The organism is Microcoleus sp. POL10_C6 (assembly GCF_036701585.1).
Classification (GTDB): Bacteria; Cyanobacteriota; Cyanobacteriia; order Cyanobacteriales; family Microcoleaceae; genus Microcoleus.
In genome coordinates this window covers 1-24,685 of sequence record NZ_JAUBRB010000013.1, presented here as the reverse complement: position 1 = coordinate 24,685, position 24,685 = coordinate 1, and the positions used below count along the sequence as shown (strand labels likewise).

At 46.5% G+C, this 24,685-nt stretch carries 21 protein-coding genes and 1 pseudogene; 11 read left to right on the top strand and 11 right to left on the bottom strand.

The genetic code is table 11. From position 1 onward, the window contains the following. Nucleotides 1-125 precede the first annotated feature (125 nt). On the bottom strand, nucleotides 126-1,184 hold the full coding sequence (locus tag QUA34_RS09615; protein WP_333385990.1) for an NADP(H)-dependent aldo-keto reductase: 1,059 nt from the start codon (nucleotides 1,182-1,184) through the stop codon (nucleotides 126-128). Between the two features lie 188 nt (nucleotides 1,185-1,372). Here QUA34_RS09615 and QUA34_RS09610 point away from each other — a divergent pair, with 188 nt between their 5' ends. From QUA34_RS09610 to QUA34_RS09590, 5 genes are all read left to right on the top strand, one after another. Then, a complete protein-coding gene (locus QUA34_RS09610; RefSeq protein WP_333385987.1) occupies nucleotides 1,373-2,533 on the top strand; it encodes a DegT/DnrJ/EryC1/StrS family aminotransferase in 1,161 nt (386 codons plus the stop codon). A gap of 149 nt (nucleotides 2,534-2,682) precedes the next feature. After that, nucleotides 2,683-3,558, top strand: a complete 876-nt coding sequence (crtB, locus tag QUA34_RS09605; protein WP_333329847.1) for a cyanoexosortase B — start codon at nucleotides 2,683-2,685, stop codon at nucleotides 3,556-3,558. Beyond that, a complete protein-coding gene (locus QUA34_RS09600) occupies nucleotides 3,558-4,277 on the top strand; it encodes a cyanoexosortase B system-associated protein (protein ID WP_333329844.1) in 720 nt (239 codons plus the stop codon). Before crtB ends, QUA34_RS09600 begins: the two co-directional genes overlap by 1 nt. A 129-nt stretch (nucleotides 4,278-4,406) precedes the next feature. Further along, entirely contained in the window at nucleotides 4,407-5,984 is a 1,578-nt protein-coding gene (locus QUA34_RS09595) for a polysaccharide biosynthesis/export family protein (protein WP_333085514.1), read from the top strand. Nucleotides 5,985-6,157: 173 nt separating this feature from the next. After that, a complete protein-coding gene (locus tag QUA34_RS09590; protein WP_333385983.1) occupies nucleotides 6,158-8,437 on the top strand; it encodes a lipopolysaccharide biosynthesis in 2,280 nt (759 codons plus the stop codon). A gap of 446 nt (nucleotides 8,438-8,883) precedes the next feature. Here the strand turns inward: QUA34_RS09590 and QUA34_RS09585 are convergent, their stop codons facing one another. Then, nucleotides 8,884-9,162, bottom strand: coding sequence for a hypothetical protein (locus QUA34_RS09585; RefSeq protein WP_333171805.1), 279 nt, complete (start codon nucleotides 9,160-9,162; stop codon nucleotides 8,884-8,886). A gap of 439 nt (nucleotides 9,163-9,601) precedes the next feature. Between QUA34_RS09585 and lpdA the strand changes: the two genes are divergently transcribed. After that, nucleotides 9,602-11,038 (top strand): dihydrolipoyl dehydrogenase, encoded by a 1,437-nt coding sequence (gene lpdA / locus QUA34_RS09580; protein ID WP_333329838.1) that lies wholly within the window; start codon nucleotides 9,602-9,604, stop codon nucleotides 11,036-11,038. Nucleotides 11,039-11,094: 56 nt separating this feature from the next. On the opposite strand, the gene QUA34_RS09575 is transcribed toward lpdA, so the two are convergent. From QUA34_RS09575 to QUA34_RS09560, 4 genes are all read right to left on the bottom strand, one after another. Further along, nucleotides 11,095-11,331: a hypothetical protein gene (locus tag QUA34_RS09575; protein WP_333385981.1), complete on the bottom strand. Its 237-nt coding sequence runs from the start codon at nucleotides 11,329-11,331 to the stop codon at nucleotides 11,095-11,097. Nucleotides 11,332-11,544: 213 nt separating this feature from the next. Continuing rightward, entirely contained in the window at nucleotides 11,545-11,973 is a 429-nt protein-coding gene (locus QUA34_RS09570) for a DUF202 domain-containing protein (protein ID WP_333329835.1), read from the bottom strand. Nucleotides 11,974-12,192: 219 nt separating this feature from the next. Continuing rightward, nucleotides 12,193-13,608: an LCP family protein gene (locus QUA34_RS09565; protein WP_333329829.1), complete on the bottom strand. Its 1,416-nt coding sequence runs from the start codon at nucleotides 13,606-13,608 to the stop codon at nucleotides 12,193-12,195. Nucleotides 13,609-13,712: 104 nt separating this feature from the next. Next, a complete protein-coding gene (locus QUA34_RS09560) occupies nucleotides 13,713-14,087 on the bottom strand; it encodes a hypothetical protein (protein WP_333214506.1) in 375 nt (124 codons plus the stop codon). A 245-nt stretch (nucleotides 14,088-14,332) separates the two neighbouring features. Here QUA34_RS09560 and rpe point away from each other — a divergent pair, with 245 nt between their 5' ends. Further along, nucleotides 14,333-15,034: a ribulose-phosphate 3-epimerase gene (gene rpe / locus QUA34_RS09555; protein WP_006632078.1), complete on the top strand. Its 702-nt coding sequence runs from the start codon at nucleotides 14,333-14,335 to the stop codon at nucleotides 15,032-15,034. A 96-nt stretch (nucleotides 15,035-15,130) separates the two neighbouring features. Here rpe and QUA34_RS09550 read toward each other — a convergent pair whose 3' ends face one another. Continuing rightward, nucleotides 15,131-15,913 carry a DsbA family protein gene (locus QUA34_RS09550; protein ID WP_333329826.1) on the bottom strand — a complete coding sequence of 261 codons (783 nt, stop codon included), beginning with the start codon at nucleotides 15,911-15,913 and terminating at the stop codon, nucleotides 15,131-15,133. A 726-nt stretch (nucleotides 15,914-16,639) separates the two neighbouring features. Here QUA34_RS09550 and QUA34_RS09545 point away from each other — a divergent pair. The 4 genes and pseudogenes from QUA34_RS09545 to QUA34_RS09530 all read left to right on the top strand — a co-directional run bounded on the left by QUA34_RS09545 (nucleotide 16,640) and on the right by QUA34_RS09530 (nucleotide 19,133). After that, nucleotides 16,640-16,882, top strand: coding sequence for a hypothetical protein (locus QUA34_RS09545; RefSeq protein WP_333385977.1), 243 nt, complete (start codon nucleotides 16,640-16,642; stop codon nucleotides 16,880-16,882). Between the two features lie 40 nt (nucleotides 16,883-16,922). Beyond that, on the top strand, nucleotides 16,923-17,237 hold the full coding sequence (locus QUA34_RS30180) for a transposase (RefSeq protein ID WP_333448672.1): 315 nt from the start codon (nucleotides 16,923-16,925) through the stop codon (nucleotides 17,235-17,237). Between the two features lie 50 nt (nucleotides 17,238-17,287). After that, nucleotides 17,288-18,736: pseudogene (tnpC, locus tag QUA34_RS09535) on the top strand (IS66 family transposase). A 145-nt stretch (nucleotides 18,737-18,881) separates the two neighbouring features. Next, a complete protein-coding gene (locus QUA34_RS09530) occupies nucleotides 18,882-19,133 on the top strand; it encodes a hypothetical protein (protein ID WP_333329821.1) in 252 nt (83 codons plus the stop codon). Nucleotides 19,134-19,269: 136 nt separating this feature from the next. Here QUA34_RS09530 and QUA34_RS09525 read toward each other — a convergent pair whose 3' ends face one another. The 4 genes from QUA34_RS09525 to QUA34_RS09510 all read right to left on the bottom strand — a co-directional run bounded on the left by QUA34_RS09525 (nucleotide 19,270) and on the right by QUA34_RS09510 (nucleotide 23,911). Next, nucleotides 19,270-20,079 (bottom strand): peroxiredoxin-like family protein, encoded by an 810-nt coding sequence (locus QUA34_RS09525; protein ID WP_333385974.1) that lies wholly within the window; start codon nucleotides 20,077-20,079, stop codon nucleotides 19,270-19,272. Between the two features lie 491 nt (nucleotides 20,080-20,570). Then, entirely contained in the window at nucleotides 20,571-21,053 is a 483-nt protein-coding gene (locus QUA34_RS09520; protein ID WP_333329812.1) for an Hsp20/alpha crystallin family protein, read from the bottom strand. 117 nt (nucleotides 21,054-21,170) lie between these two features. Further along, nucleotides 21,171-21,434 carry a hypothetical protein gene (locus tag QUA34_RS09515; RefSeq protein ID WP_333329809.1) on the bottom strand — a complete coding sequence of 88 codons (264 nt, stop codon included), beginning with the start codon at nucleotides 21,432-21,434 and terminating at the stop codon, nucleotides 21,171-21,173. A gap of 167 nt (nucleotides 21,435-21,601) precedes the next feature. Continuing rightward, a complete protein-coding gene (locus QUA34_RS09510; RefSeq protein ID WP_333385970.1) occupies nucleotides 21,602-23,911 on the bottom strand; it encodes a nitric-oxide reductase large subunit in 2,310 nt (769 codons plus the stop codon). Between the last annotated feature and the right edge of the window lie 774 nt (nucleotides 23,912-24,685).

Here is a 24,685-nt window from a genome sequence, read left to right as displayed (position 1 = left end):
GGGTTTCGTTTCGTGACATCAACCCAACCTACTAATACCAAATTTGCGGTAAATTTCCCCTCTATCTCTTAGTCCGCGCAGGCGGACTTTGTGTGACAAGAAGCGGTTTAAACCGCCGAGATATCTTACGGTGTCGGATTCGGATACTTAGCGTGCACCGCATCGATTTCCGCTATGATATGCTTATCCAAATTCACCTCCAAACTACCGATATTTTCCTCCAACTGTTCGAGGCTTGTTGCACCGATAATTGTGCTAGTTACAAACCAGCGCGATCGCACATACGCCAAAGCCATCTGCGCCGGACTTATCCCATGTTTGCCCGCAATCTCAACATACGCTTTCACGGCATCATTCAGATTAGTTTTATCGTAACGCTGACCAAATCCCGCGAATAAAGCCAACCGCGAATTTTCGGGAATTCCATTCAAGTATTTCCCCGTTAACAGCCCAAATCCCAAAGGACTGTAAGCCATCAATCCCACATTCTTAAAACGGCAAGTTTCTGCTAAATTTAGGTGAAATGTCCGATTGCTCAAACTGAAAGCATTCTGAATCGAAACAACCTTCGGCAACCCGTGTTTTTCAGCCAACGTGCAAAACTCGCAAACTCCCCAAGGCGTCTCGTTACTCAAACCCAAATAGCGGATTTTCCCAGCTTTAATCAAGTCAGCAAATACCTCTAATTGTTCTAGAATCGGTACGGTTTCGTGTTCTTGGGCGATGTCGTAATCCGGCGCGCCAAATAAGGGCACGTAGCGGTCTGGCCAGTGGATCTGATAGAGGTCAATGTAGTCAGTTTGCAAGCGTTTCAGGCTGTCATTCAGGGCTTTTTCTACATTTGGGCGATCGATCTGATTTTTCCCTTCCCGAATCCACTTTAATCGAGTGCTTCTGCCCGCCACTTTAGTCGCTATAATGACTTTATCCCGCTGCTGTTTCGCCAACCATTCGCCGATATATTCCTCTGTTTTTCCCTGAGTTTCCGCCTTTCCAGGGACAGGATACATTTCTGCCGTATCGATAAAGTTGATTCCTCTATCGATCGCCAAATCGAGCTGTTGGGCCGCTTCTGCAACGGTGTTCTGCTGGCCGTAAGTCATCGTACCCAAACAGATTTCAGATACTGATAAGTCGCTGTCGCCGAGTTTTTTGTATTCCATGATTTCGGTTGCTTTCTGCAAAATTCTCTGCTTCTATATTACAGAAAAAGTTTCATTTAGTTGCTCACTCAAAAAAAACGAGGTGAGGCGCAGCTCTTCTGTAAAAAATATCCATTTTCCCTCTGCTACTCTGCGCCCTCTGCGGTTAAAATATTTTAAAAGCTATCTGCAATAAAATGTTAATATAAATAATTACGCCCCGATAGTTTATGAGTAACCGCCAGCCAAAAGTTCCGTTTGTAAATCTCTCCCTGCAACACCAACCAATCCAATCTCAAATAACAGAAACAATTGGAAAAATTATCGAGCAAGGAGACTTTATTTTAGGCCAAGCAGTCGCCGAATTTGAAACAGCATTTGCAGCAGCTTCTGGAGTAAAATACGGCGTAGGAGTGGCTTGTGGAACAGATGCGATCGCTCTGGGACTCCAAGCTTGTGGCATTAATCCGGGCGACGAAATTATCATACCCGCTAACACTTTTATTGCCACCGCGATCGCCGTCCTCCAAGCCAAAGCTATACCTATTCTCGTAGATTGCGACCCGGAAACCGCCCTGATTGACCTCACAGCAGCCGAAAGAGCAGTTACCTCGAAAACTAAAGCAATTATCCCCGTACACCTCTACGGTCAAATGGTATCGCCTCGGCAGCTTTTAGATTTTGCGAACCGCCACGATTTAATCATATTTGAAGATGCGGCCCAAGCACACTTAGCCCACAGAGAAGGATACCGCGCGGGCTCCATTGGTAAAGCAGCAGCCTTCAGCTTTTATCCCAGCAAAAACCTCGGTGCTTTTGGCGACGGCGGGATGTTCATTACTAACGATGCAGAGCTCGCAGAAAAAATGCGAACTCTCCGCAATTACGGAGCACCCACCAAATATTTGCACACAGAAATTGGCAGCAACAGCCGCCTCGACAATTTGCAAGCTGCCGTACTCAATGTTAAATTACCTTACTTAGAAAAATGGAATCGCGATCGCACCGACGCTGCTCAACACTACAATACTCTACTAGCACCATTGAAACACAAAGGCATTGTACCGATCGCCAACCATAGCAGCAGCGGTCACATTTATCACCTGTATGTTATCAAAATTACTGAGGAAAGCTCGTTAGCGAAGCCCTCGAAGAGGATCGACCGCAACACCCTTCAGGAAAAACTCGCCCAACACGGCATTCAAACAGGCATACACTATCCCATACCTTGTCACCTGCAACCCGCCTACCAAAACTTAGGCAATCCGGGCGACTTCCCCCACGCAGAAACCCTGTGCCAACAAATTTTATCATTGCCAATGTATCCCGGATTGAGCAATACTCAGATCGAGCAAGTTGTTCGGGCGATCGTACTATCATTGAATTGCTAATTGTTCATAAAACTTATGCTGCAGGTGATTCCAGCAGTAGGGTGCGGTTCTCACAGCGTTTTTGTGGGGAATTAACAAATCTTTAACTGACAGTTCAAAAGCCCAAAGCGTTGCGAATCCAGCGCGGCAATCTTAAAACTTCTCAAACCATGCACATCCAGCGCAAAATTCGCATTGTTTTCAAGCGATACCTCCTGGCGGAAGGTATCACGGTGCTCCTAGTGCTGCTGTACGCCCCCCTGCTAGTACACTGGTACAACGGCTGGCTCAACAAAAACATCAGCATCGAACACGAATATTTCAGCCACGGACTAATTGGTTTGCCCTACGCAGCTTATATTGCTTGGATGAACCGAAAGTGCTGGCGCAGCTTGCCCAACTCACCGCATCCTTTGGGAGGCTTTTTGCTGGTACTAGCCACGCTTTTTTATCTGAGTCGCTTGAGCGATTTAGTAAATTTATCCCTCCCCGTAATGCTGGCCAGCATTTGCTTATCTTTAAAAGGAATTCCCGGCTTGAAATTGCAGGTGATGCCGCTTTTGTTCGTATTTCTGGCCTCGCCGAACCACATTCCTTACCTCATAGAACCCTACGCCTTGCCCTTACAGCAATTCATTGCTGAAGCATCAGGCTGGATATTAATTAAGATTGGTATCAACGTGAGAGTGGAAGAAATTTATCTGTACGTAAACGAGCGCATTGTAGAAGTTGCTCCCCACTGTGCAGGCTTAAAAATGCTGTTTACCAGTCTTTACGTCAGCTTAATTCTGCTGGATTGGACGGGAGTTTGGAACTCTCGCAAAAAAAGTCTTTTGTTTTTAGTGATTACATCCATTATTAGCATCACTTCCAACATTTTTCGCAATACTTTGCTAACTTACTTTCACGGAACCGGCAGAGAGGCGCTTTTTAATTGGCTACACGCCGGATGGGGCGGAGATTTATATTCTGCTTGTATACTAGGGTTATTGGTACTTCTCCTCAACGGGATGGAAAAGTATTTCCCAAGTCAGTCTGGCAATTAATGAAACAGATGATTTCAGCACAGAAACTAATGCAGCGGTATCAATTATCTAAAATTATGGTACTGGTGTTTTTGCTGGTATTAGTTGGAGCAGTAGCAATTCCCGGCTACGCGACGGGAAGGTGGCCTTGGACAAACCCGCCAACCCTTGCCAACCTCAAGCAATTAAGAAGTGTGCGCCAAAACGGGCTAAAAATTCCTGGGTGGCAGGTTATAGCCGTTCAGAATAACGTCCAAATTGGCGCTCACAGATGGTTAGTTCAAGAAATTAAAAAAGATAAAACAATTGCCATTTTATTGCTGTTACCTCAAAATTACCCCAAAAACCAGCCCCAAGTCGAATGGCTAGATATCGATGGATTTCACCGGTGGCAAACCGATTCTCATCGCACTTTGAGGTTTACAGTTAAATTAGCACCAATACCCGGCCAGCCACCGCCTAATGTCGAGGCGAGGTTTTTCCGAAGCTGGACTCGCCAACAAACTTTTGCTGTCGTGCAATGGTACGCTTGGCCTAACGGGGGTTCTCCAACAACCAGCCGCTGGTTTTGGGAAGATAGTATTGCTAGACTGTCGAACCGCCGCGCCTCTTGGGTTGCTGTCAGTATTATCCTTCCCATTCAACCGCAGGGCGACATTAAGATAGCTCAACCCTTGCTCGAATCTCTGGGTGAAAGTGTTCAGGCTAAATTAATTACAGAAACTTTTCGGTTTGAGTAAGCAGGTAGGTGCAAATAAATCAGCCTAGAGGGTGGGGAGGTTTTGCCAAAATCAACTGATTCCTAGTAAATATCCGGGTTCAACTCGCCCCGAAAATATCTTATTGTTTTTTATCGTCGCTATATTTAGATGAAACTTACAAGTCAGACCATTATTCAAAATATTACTTTTTTAAATCCTCTGAAAATGCGGCAAAAATCCACTATTAAAAATCGCCTCGCTTTTTACTTGGCAGGCCTGCATTCAACTGCTTGGACTCTATCTTTTGCTGCTGTATTCTGGGGTTTTAATAGCAAAAATTTTTCGGAAACGGCTTTAGCTCAATCTGTTGTTCCTGGTTCCGAGCGCCTCGTGGCGCCACCGCCATTGCGTTTACCGCCACCGCCCCCTGCCAATTTCAACCGGGATATTAACCCAGCTTTTCGGAATCGGCCCTACCGCCTCGGGCCGGGAGACCAGATTTCTGTTCAAGTTCAACGCTTCCCAGAGCTAGGTTTTACGGGTCCAATCAGCCCTGAAGGCGTAATTGTACTGCCGCTAATCGGAACAGTAAATGTGCGTGGTCTTACTGTCGAAGAATCACAGCAGCGCCTCCGGGAGCGCTTTGGCCAATTTATCAAAAATCCTCAAGTCTCGGCTGCTTTGCTGGTTCAGCGCCCCGTAGTGGTGACGGTGACGGGGGAAGTTGCTAGACCGGGTTTTTATCCGCTGCAAACCCCCCAGCTTCCTGCTGCTTTGGCGGCTGCTGCTGGGACTAATCCTACGGCGGAACTGCGGGCGGTGCGGGTGCGGCGGACTCTGCCGGGAGGTGCTGTGGCGGAGCAAGTTGTTGATATTTTGACACCGTTGCAAACTGGTATTGCTCCACCGGATTTGCGTTTGGAAGATGGAGATGCGATCGTCGTACCGTATAAACAGGTTACGCCCGATCGCAAATCCGATCAAGATTTAGCATCCAGGTACAGCCTCGCTGCTGCTGCTGTCCCCGTCCAAATCACTGTCACCGGAGAAGTCAGCAAACCTGGTTTTTACACGCTTCCGGCGGGTTCGGGTCGAATTTCGGCTGCTTTGGTGATTGCGGGGGGAGTCACGGGAAAAGCCGATTTGCGGGAGGTGCGAGTGCGGCGGACGCTGATGAACGGCTCCTCGGTGGAGGAACCAATCGACCTCTACACTCCCCTAGCAAACGGTAACGATTTGTTCGATTTTCCTTTGGCATCGGGAGATGTGATTGTCATCCCGGAATTGGACGCTAGTACCAAAAACCTAGACTACGACAAAGCTCTGGTTTCGCGGTCTACTTTGATTAAGCCCAGGATCTACGTTCGAGTTTTGAGTTACGCTAGTGGTGGTTTGACCTCGTTCTACATAGAAAATGGCAGCAGGTTTTTGGATGCTCTCAACAACTTGCCTGTTAATCTTGCTGACTTGCGGAAAATAGCCCTGATTCGGTTCGACGAAAAGCAAGGTAGAGCAATCAACCGTTCGATAGATGCTAAAGCTGCTTTGGAGGGCAATGTTTCTCAGAACCCGATGCTCGAAGATAATGATGTGATTGTGATTGGTAGGAATTTGGTAGAGCGCATTGGTTATGTAATCAATACTTTTACTCGACCATTCCGGGATACTTTGGGATTTATTCTGTTCTTTGAGCAGTTGAGAAATGGAGTAACAGATTTGTTCGGCCCGTCACGTAATGATAGGTAGTCATACCATTTTAGATTTTAGATTTTAGATTTAAGATGGGGAATGACTTAGGCGATATGGGTTTTAATCACAGACCGAAAGTTCTAAGGTTTTTGGGGGCTTTGTAGAATTAGTCAGCAGTCATTAGTTATCGTTAAGAATTAGCAATCTAAAATCTAAAATCTAAAATCGTCATGACTTTATCCGTTGTTAAACGTTATTTAATTGCTTTTGACCAATACAAGTGGGTGGGACTGGCTACTCTCGCGGTGACTGTGGGCGTGTCGGGAGTAGTGGCCATGCAGCCAAAGGCGGCGCCAGTTTACGTTGCCATAGGTACGCTGGCTTACGACAGACCGAGCGTGATTTTTTCATCGACTACTACTAAAATTCAACAGGAAGGACAAGAAATAACTAAAGATATGCTGCTGGATACAAGGGTGGTTGAACCAGCAGCAAAAAAACTCATCAAACCCGAAGGAAAATTAAACAAAGAAGAAGGGGAAAAAGTACAAGCTTTGGCTGACAAGCTGGGAAAAGATGTGCAAATAAAGATGCCCAGTAAGAATAATGACCCCAGCGCTTTGATTCAAATATTGTACAAAAATGCCGATCGTAAACAAGCAGAAGCGGTAGTAAAGACGCTGATGAACGAAATGGTGGAACACAGCAAAAATATTAATACTTCTAGACTGCGAGAAACGATCACCCAAATCAACCAGCGTTTGCCGAAAGTAACTCAGGAACTCAGAGAGACGGAAGCAAAACTTGAAGCCTACGAAAAACGAGAAGGAACTTCAATTTTAGCAGCTCAGAGCGGTGCTTTGCCGCAAGCGATTACCAGCATCCAACAGCAGCAGCGGCAACTCCGCGTGCAGTTGGGAGGAATTGAAGCTCAAATTAACAGTTTGCAGGATCGCTTGGGATTGAATGTGGAGCAAGCTTACGTCGCTCAAGCACTCTCTGCCGATCCAATTATTGCCCAACTGCGAGTGCAATTGTTTTCGATCGAATCTCAGCTCAAAATTCTCCGCAGCGACTTGCAGGAGGAACACCCGAAAATTGTAGAATTGCTTAAACAAAAACTTGCTTTTGAGCAGCAGTTGCAGCAGCGGCAGTCTGAGGTACTAGGCGGTAACGGGGTGGCGGCTCCGCTCAGAAGTGCCGATCGAATTCGGGTAGACTCTTCTTTAGATCCGGCCAGACAGCAGTTAGCTCAAACTTTGATTGCTTTGCAAACGCAGCGGGATACGGTGCAACAGCAACTCCAAGGAATCGAGAAAACTGAACAAGAATTGCGTCGAGAACACGCGACAATCCCCAACAAGCAGTTAGAACAAGCCCGTTTAGCCCAGCAAGTGGCGTTCAAAAAAGCTCTCTACGACAAGATGCTGTCGGCTTTGGTAGATGCTGAGGCGGCGGTAGCTGAGACAACGGGGAGTTTGAGAATCGCCCAATCTCCGCAAACTGATGACGTTGAGTCAAACAAAAGAGGTTTGCACGTGATGCTGGCGGTGGGAGGATTTGTGGGATTGCTGCTGGGCGGCGGGTTGATATTTTTGTTGGGGATGCTCAACGGCAAGTTTTACAGTTGGGAAGAAGTGCGGGCGGCCTTGGTGGAAAAAGAGGTGCCGATACTGGCAGTTTTGCCTGAAGTGACGGTGTTTGATTCCTACGGCGATGAAATGCCTCTGGCCCTGGAGGTAAATTCTCCCTATTTGGAATTTTACGAGCGGTTGCGTACTAATTTGCGCCGGATCGGGAACAAACCGGTAAAGGTGGTGTTGCTGACTTCGGCGGCGCCTTTGGAGGGGAAAAGTTTTAGTGCTTACAATTTGGCAATTGCATCGGCTCGATCGGGTAAACGGACTTTGCTAATTGAAGCAGATTTGCGATCGCCTTCTAACGTTGAATCTTTGAAAATTGCTGCTGATCCTCTGGCGACTGTGGAACCTTTGCACTATTACGGCAATATTAGCGAGTGCGTCCTTTTGGTTCCCGAGGTAGAGAACCTATACGTTGTGCCGAGTCCCGGCTTTTTGCGACAGGCCTCGGCCGTACTAGAATCCAGCGAAATGCGGAGATTGTTTGAGGATGTTCGCAACCGCTTTGATTTTGTGGTTGTGGATTCTCCGGCGTTGAGCGAGTGCAACGACGCGCTGACGCTGGAACCGTACACGGACGGTATGATTTTGGTGGCGCGGCCTGGTTACACTTTGTCTAGTATGTTGTCTGAGGCTGCTGATCAGTTGCTGGAATCTGAGGATGAGGATTCGCATAAATCCGGGCCGCGACTGTTGGGAGCGATTATTAACGGTGCTGATATTCCGGTGAAGTTCCGCAATGATATTGATATTGATGAATGGGAGTTGCCTGTGAGTGCGATCGGCGATCGGGCGATAGAAGTGCGATCGAGGCAATTACCGCAGCACTCAAAACCTAAAAATAAGGCTATTAATAGTAAATTGAGCTAATTTATGTGGCTTGATTCTTGTAAACCAATCCTCCAGCAAATGTGAATGTTTTGTAGGTGCAACCTAAGCAGGTTAAGCCGAAAGCACCGTTAACAGCCCGTCGATTTTAGATTTGGAATTGATACAAATTCTGGTTGCTTTGGAATGATTAAACCGCAGAGGACACAGAGATCACAGAGTCAGAGAACAGAGAGATGAATCATTTCTATGCTATTAGATTTTAGATTTTAGATTTTAGATTGATATCAATTCTGGTTGCTTTGGTCTGATTAACCCGCAGAGGACACAGAGTCAGAGAACAGAGAGATGAATAATTCCTATGCTACCGAATTTCACATTAAAAATTGACTCCACAGATACATCTGGGAGCGTAAACATTAATCTAAAATTTTTCACTTGTCAACAGTCAACAGTCAACAGTCATTACTTGAAAATGTATCATCGCACTATTGATTCGATTCCGGGCGTTTCTGGTGTTTGCTCTGGATAAACTGTTCCAAATCGGCGATCGCATCTTCAAAATCCGACAAATTAATTTTCGCAGGTCTAGTCTTCTTCGGCAAACTCGAAGACTGACTCGAAGACTTAGCCGGAGGCGGTGGAGATTTCGGTTGTGCAGCTTGAGTGCTGTTCGATTCTATAGAATCGAACAATTCATCCAGGGACTCAAAAAATGATTGAGCCGAGGCCCGGCGTAAATCTTTCTGGTCGTCGTCATCCGTCATAAGCCACTCCATAGACTCTAAAAGTTGCCAGCAAACTCTGCCCGCCCCCAAGGCGTGCAGACATGAAAACCCGACTAAAACAAGCAAGCGGACACAATTTAACCGGACGGTGGAATGCCTGCTGCTGAACTTGCTGCCCCTTATAAAACCTGTAGCGGGCATTGTCAGCCTTCAAACTATATTTAACTCTACACCCGCCTACTGAGTGATTTGAGACTTGGTGCAGACCCAGCTCAAAATCATTGACCCTGAAAAAATCTCAGTTACGGCTCTTTCGTTGTCTAATTAACCCTAGTCTAGTCGAGAATAAGGAGACAGGACTTATGCAACTATTACCGCTGTTCAAGGGTTGCGATGGCAACGCGCCACCCGGAAAGGACCCAGAGACGGTGTTTTTTGCTTGAGTCCTAAGATTTCAAAGGCATTAGGAGATTTTAAGGTGACTCAGGGATTTGATTACGATTTAGCAATTATCGGCGCTGGCGTGGGCGGACACGGCGCGGCGATACACGCGGTTAGCTGCGGGCTGAAAGTGGCAATTATCGAAGCGGGCGACATGGGCGGGACTTGCGTCAACCGCGGCTGCATTCCCTCGAAGGCGCTGTTGGCGGCTTCCGGGCGAGTGCGAGATTTGCGGAATGCCCACCACCTAAAGACTTTGGGTATTCAATTGGGCAGTGTGGATTTCGATCGCGGGGCGATCGCCAATCACGCTAATACTATTGTTAGCAAACTTCGCGGCGACTTGACTAACAGCCTCAAACGTTTGAACGTCGATGTCATCCAAGGTTGGGGCAAAATTGCCAGTGCTCAAAAAATTACCGTCGAAACCGATAAAGGCGAGAAAACTATTACTGCCAAGGATATTATTCTCGCTCCCGGTTCGGTTCCCTTCGTCCCCCCTGGGATAGAAATTGACGGCAAAACTGTATTTACCAGCGATGATGCTGTCAGGTTGGAATCGCTGCCGAAGTGGATCGCAATTATTGGCAGTGGCTATATCGGTTTGGAGTTTTCGGATATTTACACAGCCCTGGGCTGCGAAATTACGATGATTGAAGCTCTAGACCAATTGATGCCGACTTTTGACCCGGATATTGCTAAATTAGCAGAACGAGTGTTAATTGCACCCCGCGATATTGAAACAAAAGTAGGTGTTTTGGCCAAGAAGATTATTCCTGGTTCGCCGGTAATTATTGAATTAGCTGATTTCAAAACTAAGGAAGTTGTCGAAGTTTTGGAAGTTGACGCTTGTTTGGTAGCAACTGGTCGGGTGCCGGTGAGCAAGAATTTGGGGTTAGAAACTGTTGGCGTGGAAACGATGCGCGGTTATATCCCAGTTAACGATAAGATGCAGGTTTTGGCGGCGGGAGAACCGGTGCAAAATTTGTGGGCGATCGGCGATGTTAATGGCAAGATGATGTTAGCGCATTCTGCGTCTGCCCAGGGAATTGCCGCAGTGGAAAATATTTGTGGCCGTGCGCGCGAAGTTGACTATTTGAGTATCCCGGCGGCGGCGTTTACTCACCCGGAAATTAGCTATGTGGGGATGACTGAACCTGCGGCGAAGGAGTTAGGAAAAACTGAAGGGTTTGAGGTCGGTTCTGTCAAGAGTTATTTTAAGGGAAATTCTAAGGCTATTGCGGAGGGTGAAACCGACGGTATGGCTAAGGTGATTTACCGGAAAGATACTGGGGAGTTGTTGGGAGTTCACATTTTCGGTTTGCACGCTTCGGATTTGATTCAGGAGGCGGCAAATGCGATCGCCCAGCGCGATTCTGTTAACACTTTGGCATTCCGAGTGCACACGCACCCGACGCTTTCGGAAGTGTTGGATGAGGCGTTTAAACGGGCGGCTGGAGCGGGTAGTCATTAATCTGTAGGGGCTGTTTTCTTGTTTTAGATCCCCGGCTTCTTGAAGAAGTCGGGGATTTAAGTATTCTGTTTGAGGGCGGTGGTAGAGTAAGTTAAAGGAGATGAAAATGCTCGCAATTGCAATCTTTTAGTATTCTCCAGAACCGCCAAGATGCCTGTTCCACAAAGAGTAAGTTTTTTTGTGGGGTGGGCATCCTGCCCGCCCGTCAAAGGCTTATTAAGAAATGACATTCCCTCTTGGCGAATATTCCTCAATAAAGGCTCGTTGTAATGTATAAATCGCTGTTCGTCCATAAACAGACAGCTAATTACTTCATTTCACTTGCTTCCGCTTGTAAGTTGTACAGTATTTAAATTGTATATTTCGATGACCCGATCGAAAATCGTCAAATTCTCTCCCCATCAAACTCTCTCCCCATCTCTCGAACACCATAGACAATCTAGATGCACAAAATCTTAATGATATGGTTGCAGTTATTTCCACTTTAGCTAAGCGATCGGGTTAACTTAGAATTGAGAGTTTTTAGGAGTTGAAGTGGGAGCTATATTTCCGCGCTCTCGCCATAGCAACAACGGAATGCTTAACGTTCCTAAAATCATTACAACTCCAGTCAGAATCCAAACTAGCACACGATTTGGGCGATAATCACCTCGCTCAATTTGCCAGAAAACTCGATTATAACGCCATGCGGCCAAGGCAATGACCGCAATTCCAAAAACGACCAGACTCAGCCCTAAAGTTTCTGAGTTGAAGAAGGGAGGGGAGGAAACTTCTTGCTGAGTCACTGTAGCTTGAAATTGACGGAGAAATAAACTGAACCGACTGATTGCAAACCCAAAACCAATTAAAGCGAGTGAAGTTCGTAACCATGCCAGAAAGGTGCGTTCATTTGCCTGATGTTCCCGCTGCCGGTCTATTTTAGCACCCTTGTTCATCAACCCTACCTTTATAAAATATTTTAAGCTTTCCCTCGTTGATTATTGTTTCAGTTGAGATTGCCGAGGGAAGTATCGCTATGGCGATCGTGATTCATTATCACCAAAAAATATAGTACAGTAAATCGACAAAAAGCGATCGCTTCCCTCTCATACCAACAGAAAATAAGAGGACACAGCATTGCTGTGTCCCTACAAATACTGCGGTTAAAGCCCAGTTTAAAAAGACTTAGCTGCACTGCCGGAGTGAGCCTTTTTCTCCAACCAATCCTTACCCAATCTAATTGTCACGTCGGACTGCAAAGAACCGGTACTCTCAACCAGCACATCTCCAAAACCCAAAAACTGGCGAATCGCTTGAGCACCTTTAATATCGCCCTGTTGAGCTACTAGAGTAGTTACTTCCAGCGGTTCCGGCCAAGCTTTATAAACCTGAACATTCCGATAACCGGCTTGAGTCAAATTATTGACAAAATCTTCAACAGCCGATGGATCTCCGGTACTATCTTGAATCGCCACATTCAGAAAAGTCGAATCAGCATTCTCAATTGTCCAAGTATTTTGGCCGAAGTCAAAATGTTCCGCCACCATAGTTTCGATGGCATATTGGTCGGGCAACCAAAAACTTGCCTTGTAGTCCTTAGAATCGCTAAATTTGCCGGGAACCATCAACATCTGCACGCCAGTGCGATCGGTTTGAGTAGCAAAACCAGCCAAAGCTACCAATTCTTCTATACTCAAATTCGTGTCAAGGTGAGACTGAACCACCGACAAAATCTTCGGTAGTCGAGACAGCAAACCTACATTTACTTCCTGTTCCACAAAAGCCCGCATCAACAATTGCTGGCGCTGCACCCGCCCGATGTCGCCCAAATCGTCGTGCCGATAAAGCAAATATTGCACGATTTGTTCGCCGTTGAGTTTTTGCTTACCAGCCTTTAAATCTATATATAAATGCTGGCTGTTATCGGTATACTTCATGTCTTTAGGGACATTAATAGTAATGCCACCCAGGGCATCGACCAAACTTTTTATGCCATGAATATTAACTGTGACGTAGCGGTCAATTCCCACACCGCCAAGGAGTCCGCTGACTGACTTCGCTGACGAAGCCGGGCCACCGTAGTAATTAGCTTCGTTGATTTTCACGACCCCCCTGCCTTCAACATAGGTGCGGGTGTCTCGCGGAATGGAAAGCACGCTTAACTTTTTATTTTGAGGGTCAAACCTAACCAACAGCATGGTATCGGTTAAGCCCTTAAATGAGTTTTCCCAAACCTCGTATCCGACATCTTTGTTGACACCTCCTTCGATGTCAGAGGTCAGAACTTTAAGTCCTAAAACTAAAATATTAACTGGGCGAGTCAGCTCCGGCATCTTCATGTTGAGCTTTGCCATGTCGCCTTGAGAAAATACTGCTGCTTCTTCAGGGCTCAACTTTTGTTGCTGAAGCGGCGTTGTAGAAAGGGAGACGGCTAGCAATGCTCCGGCTGTGGCTGAGAGCATTGCTACTCCAGCCAAACCAAAACCAAAACCCAGCCAGCGACCTCGATGGGGCTGGGAAGCTTTTTTGGTTGCAGGTTGAGCAGTGGATTGTTGGATAGGGTCTTGATTAGGAATTTTTTGAGCTGGCACTGGCTTCCTCACACACAACAAAAATAAAAAAGATAATGGCAATATGTAGTATCAAGCTGAAGACGCACTCAATCAATAGGGTAGGGGCTTAAAAGAACCCTAAATTATGATAAATGTTTGCCTACTACTTGCTCGGCTAAGCGACTAATTCCGGGCAACCATAGTGGTTGACGCTTCCAGAGGCGAACCATCAGTCCCAGAGCAACGATGAAATAGCTGGTTGTTAGCAGGCTACTCATTAATAACATGGGAAGTGTCGGAGATTCCGCAGAAATCGCTCCAGCTTCTAAAAGAATATGTCCTAAGAGCCAACTAAAAGCAAGGGCAATTGCCAAGCGGCTGATGGCTTTGCGTTCGGGACTGCCCTGACGGCGGTAAAGAGTCCACAGGGCGGGGAAAAAGCCGATGACTGGGATCATTAATACAAACAGACTGGCACGATCGAGTTCAGGATTTTCTAAGGGATCTGTTCTTTTCATAATTCGGTACTCAAAATTTGCAGAAGGTCAGATTTTGCACACAAGTTATTTGTTAGAGGGAAAATTTATATCCTAAACCAAAATTCCCAGAGCTGGGGTGGTGCGCGATCGCCCAACTTGTCTGTCAGAGGCAAAATTTTTCTGCCCTCCCCATCTCGCGACCGATCGTTGGCAACTTTTCGACCCGGAGACCCGTATTTTGATAAACTGGATACAGCACAGCAGACAGGAGAACAGACTTAGCCATGACCCAATCCCAAAAACCCATCGTTATTGCTCCATCCATATTATCAGCCGATTTTAGCCGTCTTGGAGAAGAGATTCAGGCTGTCGATCGAGCTGGGGCTGACTGGATTCACGTAGATGTGATGGACGGTCGCTTTGTTCCTAATATTACTATCGGGCCGCTGATTGTTGAGGCAATTCGCCCCGTTACTACCAAGGTGATCGATGTCCACTTGATGATTGTGGAGCCGGAGAAGTACGTCGAGGACTTCGCTAAGGCTGGTGCTGACATTATTTCGGTTCACGCGGAACACAATGCTTCGCCTCACTTGCACCGCACCCTCGGCCAAATTCGGGAATTGGGCAAAATGGCTGGTGTGGTTCTGAATCCTTCGACGCCGCTGGAGTTGATCGAGTACGTGCTGGAACTTTGCGATTTGGTGCTGATTATGAGCGTCAATCCGGGCTTTGGTGGTCAAAGTTTTATCCCGGCTGTTTTGCCGAAAATTCGCCAGTTGCGTAAAATGTGCGACGACAAGGGCCTCGATCCTTGGATTGAGGTAGATGGCGGTTTGAAGGGGAACAATACTTGGCAGGTTCTGGAAGCCGGCGCAAATGCGATCGTCGCTGGTTCTGCTGTGTTTAAGGCGAATGATTACGCAGCCGCGATCGAGGGTATCCGCCACAGCAAGCGTCCGACTCCTGAGTTGGCTGCGGTTTAATCAAAGATTTTTCGAGTTTTTCTGGTTTTTCTCGTTCCCAGCCAACGCAGGCTGGGAACGCATTTTTAGACTCGGTTTCTAAGAGTCAGGAATTACTTATTTCGAGACAGAGGCGAGAATGCTTTCCATCTCAGAAAGCTCGATCGCCCCGGAGAAAGTTTTGCCGTTCATAATAAAGAAGGGAGTGCCTTCAATGCCTAGTTGTTGAGCGAGTTGCACGTCTTTGGCAATGGCGGCTTCTGCAGCGGGGCTGTTGCGATCGGTGTTAAATTTATCTAATTTTAGATTGAGCTTTTGGGCGATCGATGCGTACAAGGGCTCGCCTAAATCTTTCTGCCCTTCAAACAAAGCGCTGTAATATTCCCAGAATTTGCCCTGCTGGCCCGCCGCCCAAGCTGCTTTAGCTGCTGGCAGCGCTTGAGGGTGAATAGAAGTCAAGGGAAAATGCTTGTAAGCTAAAGTAACTTTGTCCTGGTGTTTTGCCATAAACTGCTTGACAGTATCGTGAGCGCGCGCGCAAAACGGACATTGAAAGTCAGAGAATTCTAAAAGTACAATCTGCTGCGAAGCTGAACCCGTGGTGGGAGAATCCCCTATCGAAGATTTGGGATTAGTTTTCATCTCCTGCAAAAATGACTGCTGCGCTGCTTTGAGAGACTGCTGCTGTTGTTGCTGGTACGCTTGTACCGACTCTAAAATTGCTTGGGGATTTTCGCGGATAACCTGCAAGACTTGCTCTTTCAACTTGGGATCGACTGAATTGCCAGCCGTTGACTGTGCGGGGGAACAACCGATAAATACCAGGCAACCTGCCAGGAGTACAGCCAAGCAGAAGGCTTGCTGGCTGCGGAGTTTTCGCCAAATAGTGGATAAGTTCATCTTTTTTTTCTGATTCACGGCAACACTTAATCCTACATTTAATTTTGCGGAGTGTCAGGTATACCGCAGTTTACTGCTGTGCAGTTGTTTTTATCTGTGACCAATATTTATTCAGTGGCGATCGGTAATTCGTAGTCGGTAATTAGGAAAGGTTGTGAATCACACGAACACCGACTAACCTAATAATTAATATTTAAATCATGGGAATTTATTATAATATAATGTCGCTTCAACAATACTCCGGACAGTTTTTAAAGAGGGAGGCGATCGCTTTGGCAGCAGAGAAGTGAAAAAAGTGAGTGCAATCTGAACCCAAAATCAACAGAAAACAAGGCACTCTTTTCGGTTAAGCTATAAAAACACACAAGCTCAACAGATTGCCTTATGAAAATCATTGAATCCATCTTACAACAAATGCCAGGGATTAGTCAACCCCAAAAGAAGTTTTTAATCACTTTATTCTCAACTATCTTGCTGGCTTATGGCTAGGTCAACTTCACAAATCTCAGTCGTTATAGTTGTTTGAGCGAAAAAACCTAGCGTCGTCACTTTCTCAAAAGCTTTAATTTTCCACAATTTAATAATCAATATTTCCTCGAACAAGCTTTAAATCCTGAACACACAGTCATTGCTGTTATTGATTGTTATTTTTTAATAAAAAGTGGCCGAAAAACTGACGGCAAGGCTTATTTTTATAATGGTGTAGCTGGTAAATCGGAACAGGGATTGGAAATTTATGTGATTTCTATTGTCGAAATTGAGACTCGTTTATCTTATAGCTTAAGCGTGCAACAGACTCCATCACGTCCTCAAATAAAGCCCCTGAAAAAACTGCAACAAAAACCGAAGAATAGCTGGTCAAAAAAATCTAGCAAAAAACAGGAATTTCAAAGCTCAAAGCTTGATATCACAAGAGTTTATGACAAGGTTGACTGCCAAGATCTGAGTCGTATTAAGTTTGTTAAATAAATAAAACCGGGAGTTTCATTATATACATTAGTACAAAGCGATTTGTTGTTTAAATTGCCAAATTAGCTGGGCTTGTATTTCTGAGGTTCCAGCCAATGGTCAAATCAAAAATACTTTATTATTTAGCACTGATATTCATCTACCACCTGAGCAAATTGTTGAATATTATCAGGCTCGTTTTCAAATCGAATTTATTTTTCGTGATGCTAAACACTTTACGGGATTGTCTGATTATCAAGCTCGTCATTTACCACCGCTTGATTTTCATTTTAATGCCAGTCTGATTGCCTTAAATCTAGCCAAATATGAACTCTCTAGTTGTCATTCATCTGCCAAATATTTTGTGTTTTCGTAAGGATTCAGGTCAAAAAAGACTTAAGTGTCAAAAGCTGGTAAAATAAACAAATGAAAAAGCCCGCAGCCACCAGACAGAAAGAAAAAACCGAAATCGAGCAGTGGAGCCAAGCTGAACTGGTAGAAATGGTACTGGGGCTGCAAAAAATCATTGCACAATTGCAAGAAAAACTAGCGATTGCTACGGGCAAAAGTCGAACCACCAGTCAGACTTCATCCAAACCCCCATCAACGGATCTACTCCAAAAACCAGAGAAACCAACAGTCAAACCAGAAGCAGACCCAAAAAAGAAACCAGGCGGACAACCGGGTCATCAGGGAAAAACCCGAAAAGGGTTTGGACGAGTAGACAGAACAGAAATTAGCTCACCCAACATCTGTCAAAATTGTGGTAGTCAAGAATTAAGTGAAGTAATTAACATCCACAGACCGCAAGTAGCAAGTCTAGTAGCAAAACCAATTGAAGTCGTCGAATATCAGACACAATCGTGTAAATGCCTAGAATGTGGTGCAGTAGTCAGAGGAGAACCACCCCGCTTGAATAGTTCCTTGACTTGACTTGAGCGTTAATCTCCAAGCACTCTTAGTCTGGCTTGGCAATTATGGGCATCTTTCCTACTCCAAGCTGACGCTCGTTATTGTGGGAACTCGGCAGGATTGAAGTAGGAGTAGGAACACTCCAAAAAACCAATCAACGAGTAGCAGCAGCAGTCAAACCAGCGCTCAAAGCACTGTGGGAATGGACACCTCTACAATCAAACGTTCATGTAGATGAAACGCCCCCCGTGTGTGATGGGGGTTAAAGAATGGCTATGGACGGCTAGTGGAGAAGGATTCTGTTTATTTCATGCCGCAGATACCAGGGGCCGTGTGGAACTAGAAACCATGCTGGGTAAAGAATTTGCTGGAGTCTTAAGCTCAGATGATTTCAGCGTTTATAATGGTGGGAAAGTCTCCGCCCAACAGAAGTGTCTGGCTCATTTACGGCGGCATTTCAAGAAAGTGCTGGGACTTCCGGGCCACAATAATAATGCAGCAGTCGCTCAAATATTTCTGTCATTAATTGATGAAGCTTTTAGATCCCATGAGTCCTGGCGAAAGACGAAGGAGCAACTTATCTACGACTCCTGGGCTGAGGATTTCAAAATACGATTGAATAAAGCCCTTGCCACTTGGTTGAACCAAGTTGGTTATGCGGCAGGTTTGTTACTCAAATCCTTACGGGATAAGGCAAAACAGTGGTGGTATTTTCTGGATGACCCCTCGGTGCCTCCTGATAATAATTTAGCAGAACGTTCCCTACGGCTAGCTGTCACGAAACGGAAAGTTTCTGGCGGCTCTCGTTCGATGAAACGATTTGAGGAAACGGCTAATCTGCTGAGTGTGATTCAAACCTGTCGTTTTCAAGCTCGTTCAGTAATGGCTTTTTTCCGTGAGGCTCTAGAGGCCCATTCTTGTGACTTGGCTCGGCCTGAGCTTATTCCCTTCTTTCAGACCTGAATCCTTACAAGATTTCGCATTCAGGGAGTTTGGGCAGGGCGGGGCGGGTTGGGGTTTTGGTTTGGGTTTTTAGTAATGTTAGGGGTGAGGAAGTTCACAGCCTCAGTGGCTGCGGTTGACATCTCTCAATCACGAGGAAAAGGGGATGGATCAGGCAACTTTAAGGCAAATGGCGATGGCTACGCTTTCACAAGTTGGCATTCAATTTGATGAAGCTAACGTAAAGGCGGAGATTGACGATAACTGGTTTCTTGGTGGTCTTGAGCCAACCAATCAACTTTACTTTGTGCATTTGCTAGTTGACGGACAAGGGCGGGAAGAACCGGGGCGACATGGTTGGGTAGAGTTCAATTGGAAAGGAGAGGTGCTCCCGTTGGACTCTGGAGGAACAGGATGAATATGGTAAGCAAGAAATTGCCAGCAGCAATGATGGGATTGAGTACGATCGCATGAATCCCCCTATCCGTAAGCCCATGCCCATTCGCTATCGACCGCTCTTACCCCCTGCCAGCCGCACACCATAAGGGCGGTAGTTAGTGCATATCGCCCTGCCCCAGCGAGTCTCCATCACCCACCATTTCTGAGAGAAATGTCAGGGGATTGCTCATATCAGCAGCGAAACCAAGGATGGCGCGATCTCGATGCTCGTAAATTAAATCTCCCTGAGCATTAAACAAGAAAGTTGCACCTCGTTGAGTGAGATAAGCAGCATTTGGAACATAGGTTTTCCAATTACTCAGCACTTCTCCCATATTCCGCAGCCGCATAGTTGCCAATTCAAATGGACGCTGGAAACCTTTGCCACCTGCCCACCGGAAAGTGGAGCCTTTGAGGGGTGGAAGAGGGAAAGCCTGAATAATTTCATCATCACCAATTAATTGAGGTGCTCTTGCGTCGCCTCGATATCCTCTCCATACTTCTGCCAGAGTGCCAGGGCTACCAATCCCGGAACACATGAACAATAGATTGAGGTAAGCATTCATAGCAGCCGATAAACCGGGTAGTTTTAACGATAAACCTGGATACAGGTCAAGTTTTTGGTGCAGTTGGGCACTGGGATCTACAAACAAACAGTCGGCAGGAAATCCTGTATAGCCACAGAATCGCTGACCCGAGGAGAGCGAGCCAATTCCCACAGCTCGGATTGCTATCCCTCGTGTTTCAAGCCGTTGAGCGTCCCGCTGCAACCACCAAGCATATTCAAGGCTGTCGAAATCTCCCAATTGTGGCAAGAACAGCACCAATTGCCTCATAGAGGATTCGCAGCCGCTCAAGATGGGTAAAACAGCTCCATCGCTTACCCGTTGGCGTTCGGTTTGGCTCAAGAGGGTATGGATATTCATTGGCTAATTATCGATTAAGGAATTGGGAAAGTAGAAAATAATCAGTTGTTGGACAGATGCTTTACTCACATCAAATCGGGCCGCTTTTCGGAATTGATGTATCACCTGGTTGAGACGCTTTAACTATTGCGCTTGAGCTGGCAGGGTCTGTCTAGCTGTGCTACTTTACCACAGATAAGCTGATGCTGTCCGGCGATCGCCAATGCTCTCTCTGCGAGAGCAGACTCAATAAAATTGGTGCCGACAAGCGTGAAATATTTTGACAGACTAACTGGAATCAGCGTCAGTTCACGGCATTTGTAGCTAACTTTTCGCTCGGCTTTTTTACATAAAGAATACCGAGAGCAATGGTCGCTCCCGGTATCAACTTTTCCAGTTCCGTTGTTGTTAGATAAATCCAATCAGGCTCAATGAAAGGAAAATTGACCTCACTCAATTAAGCACAGCCTTTCTGCGTACTGAGTTCACCACTAAACACGCTTACCCCATCGTTATTGGTTAGCCTGTTCCAAAGCGGGAGTCGCTGGAGTTCCAGCAATTTCGGCTAAGTTAATCTTGACGACTTTATTGCGAGCTTCAGTCACTTTGGGCAGGGTTAGCGTTAGAATGCCATCTTTGTACTCAGCTTGCACAGAGTCGTTTTGAATGTGTGCGGGCAAGGGAAGCACCCGGTGGAATTTGCCATAGCGGAATTCTGAGCGGACGTAGCCAGATTTTTCGTCTGTGTTTTCGTAACGACGTTCGCCAGAGATAGAAATTGCTTCGCGAGTGACTTGAACGTCAATGTCTTTGGGGTCAATTCCAGGCAGTTGCGCTTTTAATAGGAAATTGTCCCCAGCATCAACCAATTCTAGAGCTGGCATCCAAGTGGCTTCTGAGTTATCTCTCGTTGCTGTCCGTTGGTCAAATACTTTATCGAGTTGCTCGCGGATGGTTTCAATTTCTGTGAAGGGTTGCCAGTAGCGCATCAACATAATGTGTCACCTCAAAGGTAATGCTTTATAAGAAATGTTTGGGTTGAAGCTCATTGCTTACAGTTATCATGATGCCGCTTTCTAAGTGGGAGGAACAGTCAGGATAACCCCACTTGGTTAGTCGTATTTGCCAGAATTAGTGCGAAACAATCGGGATACTTCGCATTGAAGAAAACCGTACAAAGCTATTCCTAGAAACCGAAAATGCTCTGGCAACGCCATGATGAGCTTGCCGAGTGAACTCTGCTGGCGTGTGAGCGTCGGGGGAAGTATCGGCGGTGTTGCCAACCGTACCAAAATGCGGTGCGGGTGATGTGTAGCAGGGTAAGGACGTGATTTGTCGGCGATCGCTGCTTTCCTATAGTCATCGCTCGCGCTCATGAGGGATCTCGAATAATCGCCCTCTTAAAAACAAAGTATCGAATGTGTGGCGAGAAAACCTAAACATTAAAGTCAGCTTTGTGAAAGAAAAATCCCCGAAATAAAATTTCGAGGATTCTCAAGAAAATCAAAAATTTGACCACAATCCTGAAGCTAAAAAACCAGATTTAGCCTTCAGTGGGATAAGGTTTTTCCTGACTTGGTAGACTGGGAGTGCGGAAAATCGCAATAATCGCTCGCACCACGAAGATAAACATTGCCAACGCCCCAACAGAAAAGATCACATCACCAGGAACCCTTGTCCAAACCGTCCAGTGCATCCATTGGGAACCCATCACCGTTTCACCCCGTGCATACCAAGTTCCGTAATTGATCGACTGGGTAAGCTGGTAAAAACCATTCGGAATCGGCCCAAATAGCAGCATCACCACCAAACCAATATTCAGGAACCAGAACGAGAACTTTAGCTGCTTCTCATTCCATACCGATTCCGGCGTAAATTCGCGCAGGGCAAACAACATTAGTGCTAACGCCAGCGACCCATACACCCCAAACAACGCTCCATGCGCGTGAATAGCGGTTGTATTCAAGCCTTGGGAGTAATAGAGAATACTCGGCGGGTTGATCAGGAAACCAAACACCCCTGCCCCCACCAAATTCCAAACGCATGTAGCAATAAAGAACCGTAGGGGCCAGCGATAGAAACCTTCCGCCTCCCGTGAAAGCTTCAGCGTTTGCAACACCTCAAAGCCAATCAAGGTGAGGGGAATCACCTCCAGGGCAGAAAACACCGACCCAATTGCCGCAATAAACACCGGAGTCCCCGAAAAATACAGGTGGTGCAGCGTTCCCACAACACCACTACCCAAGTAGAGGATTGTGGTCAGATAAGTTGCCCGTAATGCTGAGGACTTTTTCAAGAAGCCTAACTCACTACATAAGTAGGCAATCACCACCGTGGCGAACACTTCAAAAAAGCCTTCTACCCACAGATGCACCACCCACCAGCGCCAGTATTCGGCAATACTCAACGGAGTCCGGTTTGTGTAGAACAGTCCCACCGAGTAGAACAGGGGAATCGTAATCGCACTGTAGAGGAAAAAGTGACTTAATCCTGTCGGGCTTTTCTCCTGTTGTAAAGCCGGACGGAAGGCACGGTACATCAGGAATAGCCAGAACACCATCGCTACAATCAGGAGAACTTGCCAGACCCGCCCTAACTCAATATACTCATAGCCTTGATGCCCCCACATAAAGCTATCTTCAACGCCAAGAATCCCTTGAATGGCAGCCCATGACCCCACAAGGGAACCCACGACTACAACGGTCAAAGCACCTAACAACACCAGGTTTCCCACCGCCTGACCTTTCGGTTCAATGCCTCCAAAGCGTGGCGCAAAGTAAAGTCCTGCAGCTAACCAGCAGGTAGCAATCCAAAATATCGCCAGTTGCACGTGCCAAGTGCGGGATGCCGCATAGGGAAGAAATTGTGCTAGGGGAATGCCATAAAAACTATCGCCTTCAACGGCATAGTGTGCCGTTACCATTCCCATCGCCATTTGCACCATGAATAGTGCCATTGCCACACCAAAAAAGAGTGAGGTGGTTTTCTGGCTGGCCGTCGGGATTCGCACGGTGGGACGAGTGGTGACCGACTGGAGATCGTCTACACTTTCACGAGTCAAGTAAAGCAGTAGAAATCCACCGGTTCCGGCAATCAGCAGCACCACGGAAATGATTGACCACAGAATGAATTGTCCGGGTTGTTCATTTCCAATCAGGGGGTCGTGGGGCCAATTGGCGGTGTAGGAAAAAGTCGCGTTGGGGCGATTGGCGGCAGCGGCCCAGGCAGTCCAGGCAAAGAACGCCGTGACATCATGAATCTGGGATGGCTCTTTAAACCAGCCATGCGGAATCGAGTGGATGACGGAACCGTAGGTCAGCAGGTGTTCATAGTCCGCAAAGACTTGTTTTAGTCCTTGTGTCTGAGCATCGGTCAGCAGCAATTCATGGGTGTTCGGGTCATAACGATTGGTTTTGAATTGCTCACTGATTCTCGCTTGTAAAGCCGCCCGTTCTGGTGCAGGCAATGCTTCTAAATCACTCTGGCTCATCGCTGGGTCATTGTTGTGCAAAACCCCGGCGGTGGCTAATCCCCAGCGATGCAATACATCTGCTGTCCAGTCGGGGGCGAGGTAGCTACCATGTCCCCAAATACTGCCGATGTGCTGACCACCCCTTGCTAGGTAGGTGGCTTGACCATCCTGAATCTGTGCTTTTGTGATCACAATCTCCTGTTTTGGAGACTGGATCACATCGGGTAAAGGGGGAGCATTTTTCCAGATGGCAGCCCCTGCTGCCAGTAGCGCGGTAAAAGCAATGATACAGATTAGCACCAGCCACGCCGGAAGACCCAGGGCTAATCGTCTATGAGGAGGTGCCAGTATTTCAGGACTGGCTATCTGAGAATCTGTCATCTCTTTCACCTTAAAAACAATATTAAATAGGCAAGGATATTCTTCGCTTTTTGAGCATCGGCTATGACCACAGAGCCGACCTACTACAAGAGTAAGATAAGATTTTGGTGATGGAAAAAAAATTGATCAACTAAAATAGTTTCGCAATAAAATTTATTACTTCCGAAGCTGCCTGTTCAATTCCTTTGCCGGCGACCAAGGTAATCGCAAGGGTGGAAGTAAAACTAGATTCAAAGCGGATCTAACATAAATAATCTTTCTTAAAACCTTTAAGTTTTAGTCATCTATCTTAAGAGTGAAGTGTGATAGGGAAAGTCCAAAGTAAAGTTTTTGTACCGATGCTTTACTCTTGCTGTCGCAGCTATGAAAGTAACAACCGAACAGTTCGCATTGAACCCAGTGTGTGCTCAACTGCAACCAGATCGTCGGCTAGCAGAGTTCCGGTAAACGAATACGGGATTCGCTATCTTGAAGACTTAGACGCTTGGAAAGCTGCTCCAAATCTTGTAGCGATTGCTAACCTTATCCAGTTTGATGAACCTGCCACAAGCCCTTATAGTTCTGTGACGATGCGTAACTGCTGCAAGGTTTAGTCACAGGCGTGAGCACAAGGTGAGAACACCCAACTCAACATCACTCAACACTTTTGTTTCCATCTCATACAAATCGTTCAGCACAAGCTTGACGTTCGGAAACAGGTTGAGTCGAGGGGGGATATTATTCCCCGCCCCTCTCAGTTAGATCTGGGCGTGCGACTTTCACCGCACCCAGCTC

Excerpts from the sequence above, each read along its gene's own strand:
- QUA34_RS09610 (WP_333385987.1), top strand. The coding sequence starts at position 1,373 with ATGAGTAACCGCCAGCCAAAAGTTCCGTTTGTAAATCTCTCCCTGCAA.
- crtB (WP_333329847.1), top strand. The coding sequence starts at position 2,683 with ATGCACATCCAGCGCAAAATTCGCATTGTTTTCAAGCGATACCTCCTG.
- QUA34_RS09600 (WP_333329844.1), top strand. The coding sequence starts at position 3,558 with ATGAAACAGATGATTTCAGCACAGAAACTAATGCAGCGGTATCAATTA.
- QUA34_RS09595 (WP_333085514.1), top strand. The coding sequence starts at position 4,407 with ATGAAACTTACAAGTCAGACCATTATTCAAAATATTACTTTTTTAAAT.
- QUA34_RS09590 (WP_333385983.1), top strand. The coding sequence starts at position 6,158 with ATGACTTTATCCGTTGTTAAACGTTATTTAATTGCTTTTGACCAATAC.
- QUA34_RS09585 (WP_333171805.1), bottom strand. The coding sequence starts at position 9,162 with ATGACGGATGACGACGACCAGAAAGATTTACGCCGGGCCTCGGCTCAA.
- QUA34_RS09575 (WP_333385981.1), bottom strand. The coding sequence starts at position 11,331 with ATGGACGAACAGCGATTTATACATTACAACGAGCCTTTATTGAGGAAT.
- QUA34_RS09570 (WP_333329835.1), bottom strand. The coding sequence starts at position 11,973 with ATGAACAAGGGTGCTAAAATAGACCGGCAGCGGGAACATCAGGCAAAT.
- QUA34_RS09560 (WP_333214506.1), bottom strand. The coding sequence starts at position 14,087 with ATGAAAAGAACAGATCCCTTAGAAAATCCTGAACTCGATCGTGCCAGT.
- rpe (WP_006632078.1), top strand. The coding sequence starts at position 14,333 with ATGACCCAATCCCAAAAACCCATCGTTATTGCTCCATCCATATTATCA.
- QUA34_RS09550 (WP_333329826.1), bottom strand. The coding sequence starts at position 15,913 with ATGAACTTATCCACTATTTGGCGAAAACTCCGCAGCCAGCAAGCCTTC.
- QUA34_RS09530 (WP_333329821.1), top strand. The coding sequence starts at position 18,882 with ATGGATCAGGCAACTTTAAGGCAAATGGCGATGGCTACGCTTTCACAA.
- QUA34_RS09525 (WP_333385974.1), bottom strand. The coding sequence starts at position 20,079 with ATGAATATCCATACCCTCTTGAGCCAAACCGAACGCCAACGGGTAAGC.
- QUA34_RS09520 (WP_333329812.1), bottom strand. The coding sequence starts at position 21,053 with ATGTTGATGCGCTACTGGCAACCCTTCACAGAAATTGAAACCATCCGC.
- QUA34_RS09515 (WP_333329809.1), bottom strand. The coding sequence starts at position 21,434 with ATGAGCGCGAGCGATGACTATAGGAAAGCAGCGATCGCCGACAAATCA.
- QUA34_RS09510 (WP_333385970.1), bottom strand. The coding sequence starts at position 23,911 with ATGACAGATTCTCAGATAGCCAGTCCTGAAATACTGGCACCTCCTCAT.